The sequence below is a fragment of the Streptomyces sp. NPDC028314 genome, assembly GCF_055565795.1.
Genome location: NZ_JBVHTP010000009.1, coordinates 191,104 through 206,999, shown reverse-complemented (window position 1 = coordinate 206,999; position 15,896 = coordinate 191,104). Strand labels below are relative to the sequence as shown.

At 71.1% G+C, this 15,896-nt stretch carries 17 protein-coding genes; 13 read left to right on the top strand and 4 right to left on the bottom strand.

Annotated features, from left to right (window positions below; all coding sequences use genetic code 11):
• Positions 1 to 68 precede the first annotated feature (68 nt).
• Entirely contained in the window at positions 69 to 872 is an 804-nt protein-coding gene (locus tag ACZ4TG_RS21840; protein ID WP_468165228.1) for an inositol monophosphatase family protein, read from the top strand.
• Positions 873 to 1,012: 140 nt separating this feature from the next.
• Here the strand turns inward: ACZ4TG_RS21840 and ACZ4TG_RS21835 are convergent, their stop codons facing one another.
• Positions 1,013 to 1,180, bottom strand: a complete 168-nt coding sequence (locus ACZ4TG_RS21835; RefSeq protein WP_361599620.1) for a hypothetical protein — start codon at positions 1,178 to 1,180, stop codon at positions 1,013 to 1,015.
• Positions 1,181 to 1,430: 250 nt separating this feature from the next.
• On the opposite strand from ACZ4TG_RS21835, the gene ACZ4TG_RS21830 reads away from it, so the two are divergent.
• From ACZ4TG_RS21830 to ACZ4TG_RS21815, 4 genes are all read left to right on the top strand, one after another.
• On the top strand, positions 1,431 to 2,084 hold the full coding sequence (locus ACZ4TG_RS21830; RefSeq protein ID WP_030036265.1) for a response regulator transcription factor: 654 nt from the start codon (positions 1,431 to 1,433) through the stop codon (positions 2,082 to 2,084).
• A 5-nt stretch (positions 2,085 to 2,089) separates the two neighbouring features.
• Positions 2,090 to 3,337 carry a sensor histidine kinase gene (locus ACZ4TG_RS21825; RefSeq protein ID WP_468165225.1) on the top strand — a complete coding sequence of 416 codons (1,248 nt, stop codon included), beginning with the start codon at positions 2,090 to 2,092 and terminating at the stop codon, positions 3,335 to 3,337.
• Positions 3,338 to 3,720: 383 nt separating this feature from the next.
• Positions 3,721 to 4,017, top strand: coding sequence for a DUF4193 domain-containing protein (locus ACZ4TG_RS21820; protein ID WP_468165223.1), 297 nt, complete (start codon positions 3,721 to 3,723; stop codon positions 4,015 to 4,017).
• A 12-nt stretch (positions 4,018 to 4,029) separates the two neighbouring features.
• Positions 4,030 to 4,962 carry a hypothetical protein gene (locus ACZ4TG_RS21815; protein WP_468165221.1) on the top strand — a complete coding sequence of 311 codons (933 nt, stop codon included), beginning with the start codon at positions 4,030 to 4,032 and terminating at the stop codon, positions 4,960 to 4,962.
• An 80-nt stretch (positions 4,963 to 5,042) separates the two neighbouring features.
• Here the strand turns inward: ACZ4TG_RS21815 and ACZ4TG_RS21810 are convergent, their stop codons facing one another.
• Positions 5,043 to 5,531, bottom strand: a complete 489-nt coding sequence (locus ACZ4TG_RS21810) for a DUF3093 domain-containing protein (protein ID WP_468165218.1) — start codon at positions 5,529 to 5,531, stop codon at positions 5,043 to 5,045.
• Positions 5,532 to 5,589: 58 nt separating this feature from the next.
• Here ACZ4TG_RS21810 and ACZ4TG_RS21805 point away from each other — a divergent pair, with 58 nt between their 5' ends.
• The 7 genes from ACZ4TG_RS21805 to ACZ4TG_RS21775 all read left to right on the top strand — a co-directional run bounded on the left by ACZ4TG_RS21805 (position 5,590) and on the right by ACZ4TG_RS21775 (position 12,173).
• Positions 5,590 to 6,174 carry a PaaI family thioesterase gene (locus tag ACZ4TG_RS21805; RefSeq protein WP_468165216.1) on the top strand — a complete coding sequence of 195 codons (585 nt, stop codon included), beginning with the start codon at positions 5,590 to 5,592 and terminating at the stop codon, positions 6,172 to 6,174.
• On the top strand, positions 6,174 to 6,716 hold the full coding sequence (gene dut, locus ACZ4TG_RS21800) for a dUTP diphosphatase (protein ID WP_468165214.1): 543 nt from the start codon (positions 6,174 to 6,176) through the stop codon (positions 6,714 to 6,716). The genes ACZ4TG_RS21805 and dut overlap by 1 nt, the downstream gene beginning before the upstream one ends.
• 1 nt (position 6,717) lies before the next feature.
• The gene (locus tag ACZ4TG_RS21795; protein ID WP_468165212.1) at positions 6,718 to 7,500 is read left to right on the top strand and encodes a DUF3710 domain-containing protein; all 783 of its coding nucleotides are present in this window, start codon (positions 6,718 to 6,720) and stop codon (positions 7,498 to 7,500) included.
• 180 nt (positions 7,501 to 7,680) lie between these two features.
• Positions 7,681 to 10,326 carry a DUF4118 domain-containing protein gene (locus ACZ4TG_RS21790; protein WP_468165209.1) on the top strand — a complete coding sequence of 882 codons (2,646 nt, stop codon included), beginning with the start codon at positions 7,681 to 7,683 and terminating at the stop codon, positions 10,324 to 10,326.
• Positions 10,323 to 11,003: a response regulator gene (locus ACZ4TG_RS21785; RefSeq protein ID WP_468165207.1), complete on the top strand. Its 681-nt coding sequence runs from the start codon at positions 10,323 to 10,325 to the stop codon at positions 11,001 to 11,003. The genes ACZ4TG_RS21790 and ACZ4TG_RS21785 overlap by 4 nt, the downstream gene beginning before the upstream one ends.
• 24 nt (positions 11,004 to 11,027) lie before the next feature.
• On the top strand, positions 11,028 to 11,447 hold the full coding sequence (locus ACZ4TG_RS21780; RefSeq protein WP_468165205.1) for an OB-fold nucleic acid binding domain-containing protein: 420 nt from the start codon (positions 11,028 to 11,030) through the stop codon (positions 11,445 to 11,447).
• A gap of 3 nt (positions 11,448 to 11,450) precedes the next feature.
• Entirely contained in the window at positions 11,451 to 12,173 is a 723-nt protein-coding gene (locus ACZ4TG_RS21775; RefSeq protein WP_468165203.1) for a DUF3159 domain-containing protein, read from the top strand.
• Between the two features lie 95 nt (positions 12,174 to 12,268).
• Here the strand turns inward: ACZ4TG_RS21775 and ACZ4TG_RS21770 are convergent, their stop codons facing one another.
• Together ACZ4TG_RS21770 and ACZ4TG_RS21765 are read right to left on the bottom strand one after the other, a co-directional pair.
• Positions 12,269 to 12,934 (bottom strand): potassium channel family protein, encoded by a 666-nt coding sequence (locus ACZ4TG_RS21770; protein WP_468165201.1) that lies wholly within the window; start codon positions 12,932 to 12,934, stop codon positions 12,269 to 12,271.
• A complete protein-coding gene (locus tag ACZ4TG_RS21765; protein WP_468165199.1) occupies positions 12,931 to 13,599 on the bottom strand; it encodes a potassium channel family protein in 669 nt (222 codons plus the stop codon). Before ACZ4TG_RS21765 ends, ACZ4TG_RS21770 begins: the two co-directional genes overlap by 4 nt.
• Positions 13,600 to 13,808: 209 nt before the next feature.
• On the opposite strand from ACZ4TG_RS21765, the gene ACZ4TG_RS21760 reads away from it, so the two are divergent.
• Positions 13,809 to 15,863 carry an APC family permease gene (locus ACZ4TG_RS21760; protein ID WP_468165197.1) on the top strand — a complete coding sequence of 685 codons (2,055 nt, stop codon included), beginning with the start codon at positions 13,809 to 13,811 and terminating at the stop codon, positions 15,861 to 15,863.
• The last annotated feature ends 33 nt before the right edge of the window (positions 15,864 to 15,896 follow it).

Below are 15,896 nucleotides of genomic sequence, written 5' to 3'. Positions count from 1 at the left end.
CCGGACGCCGCGGCCCGATCCACGAAGACCCACCCGGACAGGACCCGACTCCAGGGAGTGGCACGACCATGATTTCTGCGGAACTGCGCGCCGAACTGCTCGAAGTGGGCCTGGAGGCCGCCCGGCAGGCGGGCGAACTGCTGCGGGACGGCAGGCCGGCCGATCTGGCGGTGGCCGCGACCAAGTCCAGCCCGATCGACGTGGTGACCGAGATGGACATCGCGGCGGAGAAGCTGATCGCCGGCATCCTCGCGGAGCGGCGCCCCGAGGACGGGCTGCTCGGCGAGGAGGGCGCGGACACGCCGGGGACGAGCGGGGTGCGCTGGGTCGTGGACCCGCTGGACGGCACCGTCAACTACCTGTACGGGCTGCCGAGCTGGGCCGTGTCCATCGCGGCCGAGTACCGGGGCGAGACGGTGGTGGGGGTCGTCGCGGCGCCGATGCGCGGGGAGACGTACCACGCGGTGCTGGGCGGCGGGGCGTGGCTGGGCGACCTCCGGCTCGCCTGCCGGCCCGCGGCGCCGCTGGACCAGGCGCTGGTCGCGACCGGGTTCGCCTACGTGCAGACCCGGCGGGCGCACCAGGCCGACGTGGCGCAGCGGATCATCCCGGTGGTGCGGGACATCCGGCGGGGCGGTTCGGCGGCGGTGGACCTGTGCGACGTGGCCGCGGGGCGCCTCGACGGGTACTGGGAGCGGGGGCTGAACCCCTGGGACCTGGCGGCCGGGGCGCTGATCGCGCGGGAGGCGGGGGCGCTGACGGGCGGCCGGCCGGGGCAGCCGGCTTCGGGGGAGCTGGCGATCGCCGCCACGCCCGCCGTGTTCGCCTCGCTCCAGCCGCTGCTGGACGAGGCGGAGGCCTGGCGCGACTGACGCGGCTGACACGGAGGGCGACCAGGGCGCGGGCACGCGGACGCGGGGGCACACGGGCACGGGGGCACGGGCACGAGGTCGTGCGGGCATGAGAGAACCCCGGCCGCCGAGGGAGGCAGCCGGGGTCCGGAGGTACGGGGTCAGGCGGCCGTGACCGGTACGCCGTGTTCGGCGGCCAGGCGCTGGAGGTCTTCCAGCTCGGCCTGTTCCACATCCGCGAGGTAGTCGTCGCCCGTCTCACGGGCCTTGCTGAGGTCCGACTGCGTGGCTTTGATGCGCTGCAGAAGACCCGCGGTGAATGCGTCCATGGTGGGTGCGCCCCCTCTTCGTGGGTCGGCGGCGGGTGAGCACGTGGCAGTCCGCCGTCAGGGAGTGGTTGGGGTGTGCAGTCGTCCTCCCCGGCACCCTGGGCCCAGAAACCTCGTAAGGCCGGGAAATCCTCACCTCCACCCCGGAATCCCGGTCCAGGGGCGCCTTACAGCCGGTTTACGGCTTAAACGGGCAGGATGGACGACGCAATACACGTGTGCCCTTCTGGGCTCGAAGGAAGGAAACGACGTGCGCGTACTCGTCGTCGAGGACGAGCAGCTGCTCGCCGATGCGGTGGCCACCGGCCTGCGCCGGGAGGCCATGGCCGTGGACGTCGTGTACGACGGCGCCGCGGCCCTTGAGCGCGTCGGGGTGAACGACTACGACGTGGTCGTGCTCGACCGGGACCTCCCGCTCGTACACGGTGACGACGTCTGCCGGAAGATCGTCGAACTCGGCATGCCCACCCGCGTGCTCATGCTCACCGCCTCCGGCGATGTGAGCGACCGGGTCGAGGGCCTGGAGCTCGGAGCGGACGACTACCTGCCCAAGCCCTTCGCCTTCACCGAGCTGACCGCCCGCGTACGGGCCCTCGGGCGCCGTACGACCGTGGCGCTGCCGCCCGTGCTGGAGCGGGCCGGCATCAAGCTGGACCCGAACCGCCGCGAGGTCTTCCGCGAGGGCAGGGAGGTGCAGCTGGCGCCGAAGGAGTTCGCGGTGCTGGAGGTGCTCATGCGCAGCGAGGGGACCGTGGTCTCGGCCGAGCAGCTGCTGGAGAAGGCCTGGGACGAGAACACCGACCCGTTCACCAACGTGGTCCGGGTGACCGTCATGACCCTGCGGCGCAAGCTCGGCGAGCCGCCCGTGATCGTCACCGTGCCGGGCTCCGGATACCGGATCTGACGGGGATGGCAGCGACCCCGGCGCCACCGGCGGCGCCACCGAAACCGACCTGGGACCCCGGCCAGCCCGAGGGTCCCTTCCCTTGGCTGCGGCCGACCATCCGGATACGGCTCACCCTGCTCTACGGCGGGATGTTCCTGATCGCCGGCATCCTGCTGCTGTCGATCATCTACCTCCTGGCGGCGCAGGCGCTGCGCGAGGGGAACGGGCTGCCGTTCAAGATCGTCGGCGGCTCCGAGGTGCAGGTCATCAGCAACACCTGCCCCGGTGTGGGCGGTACGGGCCAGCCGCTCGACCAGTTCAACGCCGCGATCAACGCGTGCGTCCTGGAACAGCGCAAGCACGCCCTGGACGACCTGCTCAGCCGCTCCCTCATGGCCCTGCTCGGCCTCAGCATCATCGCCTTCGCCTTCGGCTACGCGATGGCCGGCCGGGTGCTCTCGCCGCTCGGCAAGATCACCCGGACCGCCCGCCGGGTGGTCGGCTCCGACCTGACCCGGCGGATCGAGCTGGACGGGCCGGACGACGAGCTGAAGGAGCTCGCCGACACCTTCGACGAGATGCTGGACCGGCTGGAGCGGGCCTTCACGGCCCAGCAGCGCTTCGTGGCCAACGCCTCGCACGAGCTGCGGACCCCGCTCGCGATCAACCGGACCCTGCTGGAGGTGCACCTCTCCGATCCGGGGGCTCCGGTGGAGCTCCAGCAGCTCGGCAAGACCCTCCTCGCCACGAACGAGCGCAGCGAGCAGCTGGTCGAGGGCCTGCTGCTGCTGGCCCGGAGCGACAACCAGATAATCGAGCGCAAGCCCGTGGACCTGGCGGAGGTCGCCTCGCGGGCCATCGACCAGGCGCGCGGCGAGGCCGTGGCGAAGGGCGTGGAGATCCGCGGCGAGCGCGCGCTCGCCGTCGTCCAGGGCAACGGCGTGCTGCTGGAGCGGATCGCCCTCAACCTGGTGCAGAACGCGGTCCGGTACAACGTGCCGGAGGGCGGCTGGGTGGAGGTCACCACCGAGGCCCAGCACGGTCAGGCGGTGCTCCTGGTATCGAACACGGGTCCCGTTGTTCCCGCGTACGAGGTGGACAACCTCTTCGAGCCCTTCAGGCGGCTGCGTACGGAGCGAACGGGCAGTGACAAGGGTGTGGGGCTCGGCCTGTCGATCGCGCGCTCTGTGGCGCGCGCACACGGCGGCCGGATCCAGGCGACCCCCCGCGAGGGCGGTGGCCTCGTGATGCGTGTCACTCTGCCCCTGTGAGCCGGAGTCCCGTCTGTTCGCTGTTGGCTGAATCACCACAGGGTGGACGAGACGGACTCTGTGTGATCGATCACATTGTCGAGTGTTGGGGCATGTGCGTTCAGTGACCCTGGGAAGGCCGGAAAGCCCGGGAAGTCCGGGTTTCCGGCCCCCCTGATGGCGGGAAATACACGGGGTGGCGTTTGTGCAAGACGGCCCCCGGACCGTGTACGGTCCCGGTCGTCATCCCAGCTACATGCTCCTTCGGGCGTGGCGCTGGGTGTCGATTGAGTAACAGACCTTGATGTGAGGCAAAATCTCCGCCTCAGGTCGGGCACAAGTCCGGCCTCTCGCGCGTTACGTGCGCTGAGACACCGCTAAATCCCAGAGGGGGAGAGCGAACAATGGCAACGGACTACGACACCCCACGCAAGACCGACGACGACGTCGACAACGACAGCATCGAAGAGCTGAAGGCCCGGCGTAACGAGAAGTCGTCCTCGAACGTCGATGTGGACGACTTTGAGGCCGCGGAAGGCATGGAGCTTCCCGGTGCGGACCTCTCCAACGAGGAGCTGGCCGTACGGGTCCTGCCCAAGCAGGCCGACGAGTTCACCTGCATGAGCTGCTTCCTGGTGCACCACCGCAGCCAGCTGGCACGTGAGAAGAACGGCCAGCCGATCTGTCGCGACTGCGACTGAAAGGCCTCGGCCGTGACAGGCTCGACGCCATTTCGGAAGCGACGCTTCCGGAAATCTGGCGGTCCGGCGGAGACGCAGGTGGGAGCCACGGACCCGGCAACGGGTCCTGGAGCCCCCGGCGACCCCGCTTTCGAGACGAGTGCCGTGCCCTCCGACACCGCCCCAGCGGTGCCGTCGGCCACGGACGCTGACGAGGGGTCCTGGAACACGTCCGGGGCCCGTCGGATGCAAGCCGTCAAGAACGGTGTGCGCAAGGGCGGCGAAGGTGCGAAGGCCGTCGCCCTGTACATCACCGACCGAGTCATCGAGAACGCACCGCGCGTTCCGGTTCGGGACCTCGCGACCCTGCGCGCGCAGTTCCCGGGCCTCGCTCCCGATCAGCTGGCCGACAAGCTGATCGCGGGCGCCGCCAACGCCACCTCCACGGTGGGCGCCGGTATCGGCGCGGCGGCCATGCTGCCGGTACCGCCCGCCATGCCGGCGGAGCTGGCCGCGGAGATCACCGCCGTCGCCGCGATCGAGCTGAAGCTGATCGCCGAGCTCCACGAGGTGTACGGGCTCCGCCCGCCCGGCGGCCTCAAGGACCGCAGCTTCGCGTATCTGACCTCGTGGACCGAGGAGCGCGGGGTCGACCTGACCAAGCCGACGACGCTGAACGCGGCGCTGGGCGGTCAGATGAAGCGCGAACTGCGCCAGCAGATCATGAAGCGGATGTTCCGCAACCTTCCGAACCTGATGCCCTTCATGGTGGGCGCGGCCGTCGGCGCGGTCATGAACCGCCGGGACACCCGCAAACTCGCCGAGAAGGTGCGGGGTGACCTGCGGGCCCGCGCCGTGGCCTGGGACGCCCTGCCGAGACTTGCGCCCCTTGAGCGGGCCGCTGAGCCCCTTCCCGAGGCCATCAGGGCCGCCATCGAGGGCCCCGATCCGCGCGAGCGGGACTGAAGGCCCTTCCCAGGGACGCCGACCGGACCCCGACCGGACCCCGACCGGACCCGATCGGAACCCCGACCGGGCCCCCCGCCTCAGGCGCCGGCCGGTCCGGACGCCGCGGCCGGGCTGCTCTTCGCGGCGCGGATGGCCGCCACCAGGGCCTGGGGCTCGCGCGTGGAGACGTAGACGTACGGGGTCGGGTCCGCCGGGTCGGTGACCTCGACGCGGACCGCCGTCGGCACGTAGCTGCGCATCAGCATGAAGGCACGGGTGTCGGCCTTGTACGTGCGCCAGGCGAGGGCTTCCTGCGCGTCCAGGATCTCGGGCTCGCCCAGGGCCGTCACCGGGATCCGGGCGTCACCGGCGGCCAGCGCACCGTTCACCACGCGCACGCGCGCGGACCCGTACGAACTCACCACCATCCCCGTCAGCGCGGCGCCCCCCACCAGACCGGCCAGCATCGGCAGCGTGCCCAGCGGGAGCAGCATCAGCGCGCACGCCAGGCCGCTGAGCGCGGCGACGCCCCACCAGGAGCGGGGGGCGGTCAGGCGTTCGTCGTGGTGCGCGGAGGAGAGCTGCATGCGTCCAAGCCTGCCACGAGGCGACCGGCGGGTAGCCGCGCGGGTAAGGTCAGCGGCTGTGAGTGGACGAAACACAGCGTTGACGCCTCCGGCCGATGCCACGGCGCCCATCCGGCACCCCGATGCCCCGGCGCCCGGCGAGCTCCTCGGTGCGCACTACGAGCACTGTTTCGGCTGCGGTGGCAGCCAGCCGCACGGGCTGCATCTCGCGGCCCGCGCCGGCGAGGGTGTGAGCGTCACCGCCGAGTTCACCGTCAAGGAGGCCCACCAGGGCGCTCCCGGCCTCGCCCACGGCGGCGTACTCGCCACCGCGCTCGACGACACGCTGGGCTCCCTGAACTGGCTGCTGCGCGTCATCGCGGTGACCGGTCGGCTGGAGACCGACTACGTACGGCCGGTGCCCGTGGGCACGGTGCTGCACCTGGAGGCCGAGGTCACCGCCGTGGCCGGGCGGAAGATCTACTCCTGTGCGGTCGGCCGAATAGGCGGGCCGCAGGGGCCGGTGGCCGTACGCGCCGACGCCCTCTTCATCGAGGTGAAGGTCGACCACTTCATCGACAACGGACGGCCCGAGGAGATCCGGGCGGCGATGGCCGACCCGGACCAGGTCAGGCGCGCACGCGCCTTCGAGGTGAACCCCTGATGTCTCTGCACAACCCCAACAACGCTCCTCTCGACGTGCTGATCCGCCGCGTCGACCCCGAGGTGCCCCTGCCCGCCTACGGCCACCCCGGCGACGCGGGCTGCGATCTGGTGACCACCGAGGCCGCCGAGCTGGCGCCCGGCGAGCGGACCGTGCTGCCCACCGGCATCTCCATCGCGCTGCCCGACGGGTACGCGGCCTTCGTGCACCCGCGCTCGGGTCTGGCCGCCCGCTGCGGCCTCGCGATGGTGAATGCCCCGGGGACGGTGGATGCCGGGTACCGTGGGGAAATCAAGGTGATCGTGGTCAATCTCGACCCTCGCGAGAGCGTCAGGTTCGAGCGTTTCGACCGCATTGCCCAGCTGGTTGTCCAGCGGGTCGAGAAGGTGCGCTTCCACGAGGTGGCGGAACTTCCCGGCTCGGCCCGGGCCGAGGGGGGTTTCGGCTCCACCGGCGGTCATGCGGCCGTGGCCGGATCCGGCGCTGGTCAGCAGGGTGGGAATGGCTACGCTTCGGTCGTAACCGACCGGGAAGGACAGTGACGTGTTCGGACGTCGCAAGAAGAACGACTCCGTCAAGGACGGCGGCGCGGCCGAGCAGGTCGACGGCGCGCGCGCCGATGAGCAGGACGACGCCGAAGAGCTCGACGCCGCGAAGCCGCGCAGGGTGAACCTGCCGCCGGCCCCGCGGCCCGACGGCCCCTGGGACGTCTCCGAGGTACTCGGCAAGCCGGAGGACGGCCGTGTCGACCTCGGAGGCATCCTCGTACCCGGTGTCGAGGGCATGGAGCTGCGCGTCGAGGTCGCCGGTGACGCGATCGTGGCCGCCACCGTGGTCCTCGGCGACAGCGCCGTGCAGCTGCAGGCTTTCGCGGCGCCCAAGAAGGAAGGCATCTGGGGCGAGGTCCGCGACGAGATCGCCACGGGCATCACCCAGCAGGGCGGCATCATCGACGAGGTCGAGGGCCCGCTGGGCTGGGAGCTGCGCGCGCAGGTCCCCGTACCGCTGCCCGACGGCCAGACCGGCGCCCAGCTGGTGCGCTTCGTCGGCGTCGACGGACCCCGCTGGTTCCTGCGCGGTGTCATCTCCGGCCAGGGCGCGGTGCGCCCGGAGTCGGCCGGCGTGCTGGAGCAGATCTTCCGGGACACCGTCGTCGTCCGCGGCGACGGCCCGATGGCCCCGCGCGACCCCATCGTCCTGAAGCTGCCGAACGACGCCCAGATGGTGCCGGACGGCGTGCAGACGGCGGAGGAGCCCGAGGGTTCCCGCTTCGGCGGCGGCATGGGCCAGCTGGAGCGCGGCCCGGAGATCACCGAGGTCCGCTGACCGCGGACCGGTGGACGGTTTCCGGCCGGTGGGCCGTACTCCTCGCGGGGTACGGCCCACCGGTCTTCGAGGCGGTCCCCGGGGCGGCCTTCGCGGCCGCCGCGTCAGGGATCCGTCAGGGATGGCCGGATGGCCCCCCATCGGCGCGTGAACTGCGGGAACGTCCCCGAGAATGGGCGCATGGGACGCGGCAGGCTACGGATATACCTCGGCTCGGCACCCGGCGTGGGCAAGACGTACGCCATGCTCTCCGAGGGCCACCGCCGGGTGGAGCGGGGCGGCGACTGCGTCGTGGGCTTCGTCGAGCACCACGGGCGGCCGCGCACCGAGGTCATGCTGCACGGCCTGGAACAGCTGCCGCGCAAGGAGCTGGCGTACCGCGGCGCCGCGTTCACGGAGATGGACGTGGACGCGGTCCTGGCCCGCAAACCCGCCGTGGCACTGGTCGACGAGCTCGCGCACACCAATGTGCCGGGCTCGCGCAACGCCAAGCGCTGGCAGGACGTGGAGGAACTGCTCCGGGCCGGCGTCGACGTCGTGTCCACCGTGAACATCCAGCACCTGGAGTCGCTCGGGGACGTGGTCGAGTCGATCACCGGGGTGCGGCAGCGGGAGACCGTGCCGGACGAGGTGGTGCGGCGGGCCGACCAGATCGAGCTCGTCGACATGTCCCCGCAGGCCCTGCGACGGCGGATGGCGCACGGGAACATATACAAGTCCGACAAGGTCGACGCGGCCCTGTCCAACTACTTCCGCCCCGGCAACCTCACCGCGCTGCGCGAGCTCGCGCTGCTGTGGGTGGCCGACCGGGCCGACGAGTACCTCCAGCAGTACCGGGGCGAGCACGACATCCGCTCCACCTGGCAGGCGCGGGAGCGGATCGTCGTCGGCCTCACCGGCGGCCCGGAGGGGCGCACGCTCATCCGCAGGGCGTCCCGGATGGCCGCCAAGGGCTCCGGCAGCGAGATCATGGCCGTCTACATCGCCCGCAGCGACGGCCTGACCGCGGCCTCGCCGAAGGAGCTCGCGGTCCAGCGGACCCTGGTCGAGGACCTCGGCGGAACGTTCCACCACGTCATCGGCGACAACATCCCCGAGGCGCTCCTGGAATTCGCCCGCGGGGTCAACGCCACCCAGATCGTGCTCGGCTCCAGCCGCCGCAAGGCCTGGCAGTACGTCCTGGGGCCGGGCGTGGGCGCCACCGTGGCCCGGGACTCGGGGCCCGACCTCGACGTGCACATCGTCACGCACGAGGAGGTCGCCAAGGGGCGCGGGCTGCCCGTGGTCCGCACGGCCGCCCGGCTGGGCCGGCCCCGGATCGTGGCCGGCTGGATCGTCGGGGTGCTCTTCCCCGCGCTGCTGGCCACCCTGCTCGCCAACATCGACGGGGACCCCGGCCTCGCCAACGAGATGCTGCTGTTCCTGGCGCTGACCGTGGCCGCGGCGCTGCTCGGCGGACTCGTGCCCGCGCTGGCCTCGGCCGCCTTCGGCTCGCTGCTGCTGAACTACTTCTTCGCGCCGCCGGTGCACCGGTTCACCGTCTCCGACCCCAAGAACATCGTGGCCATCTCGGTCTTCTTCGGGGTGGCCGTGGCCGTCGCCTCGGTGGTGGACGTCGCCGCACGGCGGACCCAGCAGGCCGCGCGGCTGCGTGCCGAGTCCGAGATCCTGTCCTTCCTGGCGGGCAGCGTGCTGCGCGGCGAGACCACCCTGGACGCGCTGCTGGAGCGGGTGCGCGAGACCTTCGCGATGGAGTCGGTGGCCCTGCTGGAGCGGCAGAGCGACGTGGAGCCCTGGGCCCCGGCCGGGAGCGTCGGCCCGCACCCGGTCGCCCGGCCCGAGGACGCCGACGTGGACATGCCGATCGGGGACCACATGGCCCTGGCCCTGTCCGGCCGGGTGCTGCCCGCGGAGGACCGCCGGGTGCTCGGTGCCTTCGCCGCGCAGGCCGCCGTGGTGCTGGACCGGCAGCGGCTGGTCGGGCAGGCCGAGGAGGCCCGGCGCCTGGCCGAGGGCAACCGGATCCGCACCGCGCTGCTGGCCGCCGTCAGCCATGACCTCCGTACGCCGCTCGCCTCGATCAAGGCGTCCGTCAGCTCCTTGCGCTCCGACGACGTGGAGTGGTCCGAGGAGGACCGGGCCGAGCTGCTCGAAGGCATCGAGGACGGCGCCGACCGGCTCGACCACCTCGTGGGCAACCTGCTCGACATGTCCAGGCTCCAGACGGGCACCGTGACCCCGCTGATCCGGGAGATCGACCTGGACGAGGTGGTCCCGATGGCGCTGGGAGGCGTACCGGAGGACAGCGTGCTGCTGGACATCCCGGAGAGCCTGCCGATGGTGGCCGTGGACCCCGGGCTGCTGGAGCGGTCGGTGGCCAACGTGGTGGAGAACGCCGTCAAGTACAGCCCGGCGGGCCGTCCCGTCCTGGTCGCCGCCAGCTTCCTCGGCGACCGGGTCGAGGTACGGGTGGTGGACCGCGGCCCCGGAGTGCCCGATCCGGCCAAGGACCGGATCTTCGCCCCCTTCCAGCGGTACGGGGACGCCCCGCGCGGCGCCGGCGTGGGCCTCGGCCTCGCGGTGGCGCGCGGATTCGCGGAGGCCATGGACGGCACCCTCGACGCCGAGGACACCCCCGGGGGAGGGCTGACCATGGTGCTCACCCTGCGCGCGGCGCGGGGCGGCCGGACACCGCCGTACGATCCGGCGGACGACGCGGCCCCTGCCGGTGCGGGCGGCCCCGACCACGCCGGTTCCCCGGAACCGCCTCCCTCGCCGGATCACCCCGTCGACCTCTCCGTACGACAGAAAGCAGGACCTCAATGACCCGGGTGCTCGTGGTGGACGACGAGCCGCAGATCGTCCGAGCCCTCGTGATCAACCTGAAGGCGCGCAAGTACGAGGTCGACGCCGCCGTCGACGGGGCGAGCGCCCTGGAACTGGCGGCCGCCCGCCACCCCGACGTGGTCGTCCTCGACCTCGGCCTGCCCGACATGGACGGCGTCGAGGTGATCAAGGGGCTGCGCGGCTGGACCCGGGTGCCGATCCTCGTCCTCTCGGCCCGGCACAGCTCCGACGAGAAGGTCGAGGCGCTGGACGCGGGCGCCGACGACTACGTCACCAAGCCCTTCGGCATGGACGAGCTGCTGGCCCGGCTGCGCGCGGCCGTCCGCCGGGCCGAGCCCGCCGGCGGCGAGGACGAGGTGATCGTGGAGACCGAGGGCTTCACCGTGGACCTGGCCGCCAAGAAGGCGGTGCGCGCGGGGCGCGACGTACGCCTCACGCCCACCGAGTGGCACCTGCTGGAGGTGCTGGTCCGCAACGGGGGCAAGCTCGTCAGCCAGAAGCAGCTGCTCCAGGAGGTCTGGGGGCCCTCGTACGGCACGGAGACCAACTACCTGCGGGTCTACATGGCACAACTGCGCCGCAAGCTGGAGGCGGACCCCTCGCACCCGCGGCACTTCATCACCGAACCGGGCATGGGATACCGCTTCGAGAGGTAGCGGGGGCGCCGGTACGCTTCCTGTATGAGTGCTGAACCGCGTCCCGAGAAGTCCGCCAAACCGGTCAGGCCGGCGGGCCGGTTCCGCCGGATGATAGAGCGGCTTTCCACCTCCCAGGAGGAGCTGCATTCGGCGGAGCTGCAGGAGGACGCAGAAGCCGCGGGGTGCCGACGGATCTGCGACTGCCACGACCGCGAGATCGTCAAGGTGACGGGAACCCTGCGTACCGTGACCCTGCGGCCGCGCGCGGGCGTCCCGGCCCTGGAGGCGGAGCTGTTCGACGGCTCGGCCGCGCTGGACGTGGTGTGGCTCGGGCGTCGCTCGATCGTGGGAATCGAGCCCGGCCGCCGCATGATCGCCTCCGGGCGGATTTCCATGAGCCATGGGCGCCGGGTGCTCTTCAACCCGAAGTACGAACTCCGACCGCTCGGACAGGAGCTGTAACCGGTGACGTCACTCGACAAACCGACCACGCCGGCGCAGCCGGAACCCGCGGCGGACCAGAAGGCAGTGACCCAGGCGGCGCTCTTCGACGCCTTCGGCGGTATCCGGGGCACCGTGGAGACGATGCTTCCCGGGCTGCTCTTCGTGATGATCTACACGATCAACAAGAACGTGCAGTGGTCCGCCATCGCGGCGGGCGCCGTCGCGGTGCTGCTGGTGATCGTGCGCCTCGCGCGCAAGGACACCGTCAAGCACGCCTTCAGCGGGGTCTTCGGCGTGGGCGTGGGCGTGGCCTTCGCCCTCTTCACGGGCAGCGCCAAGGGCTTCTACCTGCCCGGCATGATCTACGGCGTCGGTCTGGGCGCCGCGTTCACGATCTCGGCACTGGTGGGCTTCCCGCTGCTGGGGGTGATCCTCGGACCGGTGTTCAAGGAGAACCTGTCGTGGCGGACCCGCAACCCCGGGCGCAAGAAGGCGTACACCAAGGCGAGCCTGGCGTGGGGGCTCATCTTCCTCGCCAAGTACGCGATCCTCTTCCCGCTGTACTGGTGGGGGGACGACACGCAGCTGGGCTGGGTGCTGATCGCGCTGAAGCTGCCGCCGATGGTGCTGGCGGTCTACTTCACGTGGGTGTTCCTGGCGAAGGCGCCGCCGCCGATCGACGTGATCGCGGAGTGGGAGGCCGAGGAGGCCGCGGAGAAGGCCCGTAAGTCCGCCGCGAGCTGACGGACGGCGGAGGTACGCGCACACCAACGCGAAGGGGCGGGGCGGCCCGATGGCCGCCCCGCCCCTTCGCCTGTTCCCGCGTCAGTGCCGCCGCGTCACGGGTGACGGGCCTGGAGGAGGTCCTCCAGCTGCTCCTCACGGGCCTGGGCGGCCACGAAGAGGAGCTCGTCGCCCGGCTCCAGGGTCTCCTCGCCGTGCGGGGTGAGCACCCGGTTGCCGCGGATGATCGTGACGAGCGAGGTGTCCTCGGGCCAGCTGATCTCGCTGATCTGCGTACCCGCGACCGAGGAGTCGGCGGGCAGGGTCAGCTCGACCAGGTTGGCGTCGCCGTGGCTGAAGCGCAGCAGCCGCACCAGGTCGCCGACGCTGACGGCCTCCTCGACCAGGGCCGACATCAGTCGCGGAGTGGAGACCGCGACGTCGACGCCCCAGGACTCGTTGAAGAGCCACTCGTTCTTCGGGTTGTTGACCCGCGCCACGACCCGGGGGACCCCGTACTCGGTCTTGGCGAGGAGGGAGACGACCAGGTTGACCTTGTCGTCACCCGTGGCGGCGATGACCACGTTGCAGCGCTGCAGCGCGGCCTCGTCCAGCGAGGTGATCTCGCAGGCGTCGGCCAGCAGCCACTCGGCCTGAGGCACCCGCTCCACGGAGATGGCGGTCGGCGCCTTGTCGACCAGCAGCACCTCGTGGCCGTTCTCCAGCAGCTCACCCGCGATGGAGCGGCCGACGGCGCCCGCTCCGGCGATAGCGACCCTCATGCGTGTGCCTCCTCAGGACCCTCGGCGAAGGCCGCCTCGACCTTGTCGATCTCGTCCGTGCGCATCATCACGTGGACGAGGTCGCCCTCCTGGAGCACGGTTGCCGAAGTGGGCAGGACGGCCTCGCCCAGACGGGTGATGAAGGCGACGCGGACCCCGGTCTCCTCCTGGAGCTTGCTGACCTTGTGCCCGATCCAGGCCGGGGAGGTGTGCACCTCGGCGAGCTGGACACCGCCGCTCGGGTCCCGCCACAGCGGCTCCGCGCCCGAGGGCAGCAGCCGGCGCAGCATCTGGTCCGCGGTCCACCGTACGGTCGCGACGGTGGGGATGCCGAGGCGCTGGTAGACCTCGGCGCGCTTGGGGTCGTAGATGCGGGCGGCGACGTTCTCGACGCCGAACATCTCGCGGGCCACGCGGGCGGCGATGATGTTGGAATTGTCACCACTGCTGACGGCCGCGAAGGCGCCTGCCTCCTCGATGCCGGCCTCCCGCAGGGTGTCCTGGTCGAAGCCGACCCCCGTGACGCGGCGGCCGCCGAACGATGCCCCCAGTCGACGGAATGCGGTGGGGTCCTGGTCGACGACCGCGACCGTGTGACCCTGCTGTTCCAGGGTCTGCGCGAGGGCGGAGCCCACTCTTCCGCAACCCATGATGACGATGTGCACGGCCGTCCTTCCGGCTGACAGCGGCTCGCTGATGACCAGCCTCATTGCATGCTCTGGCTAAACAGGGTCTCAGACCATGGCCCAAGCTACACACGGGCGGTCACCGGTGTGACCATTTGGGGTGCAGGTGGCGCCTCATTGGCTGCGGATTGCCTTGTAATGGGGCGGGGGGTTCGTCAGGCAGATTTCGAACGCTTACGATCCTCTGCGTGTCCAAACTGACCGACGTGCCCAAACGGATCCTGATCGGCCGGGCGCTACGCAGCGACCGCCTCGGAGAAACGCTCCTCCCCAAGCGGATCGCCCTCCCCGTCTTCGCATCCGACCCGCTCTCGTCCGTGGCCTACGCCCCGGGCGAGGTTCTGCTGGTCCTGTCGATCGCGGGTGTGTCGGCGTACCACTTCAGCCCCTGGATCGCCCTCGCGGTCGTGGTGCTCATGTTCACCGTCGTCGCCTCCTACCGGCAGAACGTCCACGCCTACCCCAGCGGCGGCGGCGACTACGAGGTCGCCAACACCAACCTCGGGCCCAAGGCGGGTCTCACCGTGGCGAGCGCCCTGCTCGTCGACTACGTCCTCACGGTCGCCGTCTCCATCTCCTCCGGGGTGGAGAACCTGGGCTCGGCCGTCGATTTCGTGATCGAGCACAAGGTGCTCTCGGCGATGATCATGATTCTGCTGCTCACGCTGATGAATCTGCGCGGCGTGAAGGAATCGGGGAACCTCTTCGCCATTCCGACGTACATCTTCGTCGGAGCGGTATTCGTCATGATCGCCTGGGGTGCCTGGCGGGGCATCGTCCTCGGGGACACCATGGAGGCCCCGACCGCCGATCTGGAGATCAAGGCCGAGCACGAGGGGCTGGCCGGCTTCGCGCTGGTCTTCCTGCTGCTGCGGGCCTTCTCCTCCGGCTGCGCCGCCCTCACCGGCGTCGAGGCCATCAGCAACGGCGTGCCCGCCTTCCGCAAGCCCAAGAGCAAGAACGCCGCCACCACCCTCGCCCTCATGGGCGGCCTGGCCGTCACCATGTTCTGCGGGATCATCGGCCTGGCCATGGCCACCAACGTGCGAATGTCGGAGAACCCCGCCACCGACCTGCTGGAGGACGGCACCCCGGTCGGCCCCGACTACGTCCAGCACCCGGTCATCTCCCAGGTGGCCGAGGCCGTCTTCGGCGCCGGCAGCTTCCTCTTCATCGTCCTCGCCGCGGCCACCGCGCTCGTCCTGTTCCTGGCCGCGAACACCGCGTACAACGGCTTCCCGCTGCTCGGCTCGATCCTCGCCCAGGACCGCTACCTGCCGCGCCAGCTGCACACCCGCGGCGACCGGCTCGCCTTCTCCAACGGCATCGTGCTGCTCGCGGGCGCCGCCATGCTGCTGGTGTGGGTCTACGACGCCGACTCGACGAAGCTGATCCAGCTCTACATCGTGGGCGTCTTCGTCTCCTTCACGCTGAGCCAGATCGGCATGGTCCGGCACTGGAACCGCCACCTGCGCACGGAGCGGGACCAGGCCGCCCGCCGCCGGATGCACCGCTCGCGCGCCATCAACACCTTCGGTGCGATCTTCACCGGCCTGGTGCTGGTCGTCGTCCTGGCCACCAAGTTCACGCACGGCGCCTGGGTCGCCCTGCTCGGCATGGTGATCTTCTACGGAACGATGACCGCGATCCGCAAGCACTACGACCGGGTCGCCGCGGAGATCGCCGCCGCCGAAGGCCCGAGCGACGACAGCGTGCGCCCCTCCCGGGTCCACTCGATCGTCCTGGTCTCCAAGGTCCACAAGCCCACGCTGCGGGCCCTGGCCTTCGCCAAGCTGACCCGCTCGGACACCCTGGAGGCGCTGAGCATCAGCGTCGACCCGGCCGAGACCAAGGCCCTGCGCGAGGAGTGGGAGCGGCGGGGCATCAACGTCCCGCTCAAGATCCTCGACTCCCCGTACCGCGAGATCACCCGCCCGGTGGTCGAGTACGTCAAGGGCCTGCGCAGCGAGAACCCGCGCGACGCCGTCAGCGTGTACATCCCGGAGTACGTCGTCGGCCGCTGGTACGAGCACCTGCTGCACAACCAGAGCGCGCTGCGGCTCAAGGGCCGGCTGCTCTTCACGCCCGGCGTGATGGTCACCTCGGTGCCGTACCAGCTGGAGTCCTCGGAGCTCGCCAAGCGGCGGGCGAAGAAGCGGCAGGAGTGGAACGCCCCGGGCGCGGTGCGCCGCGGGCCGGTGGACACCCCGCGGCCGCGGCCGAAGGACAACGCGGGCAAGTAGCCCGGACGGAGGCCGCACCCCGGTTGGTGAACG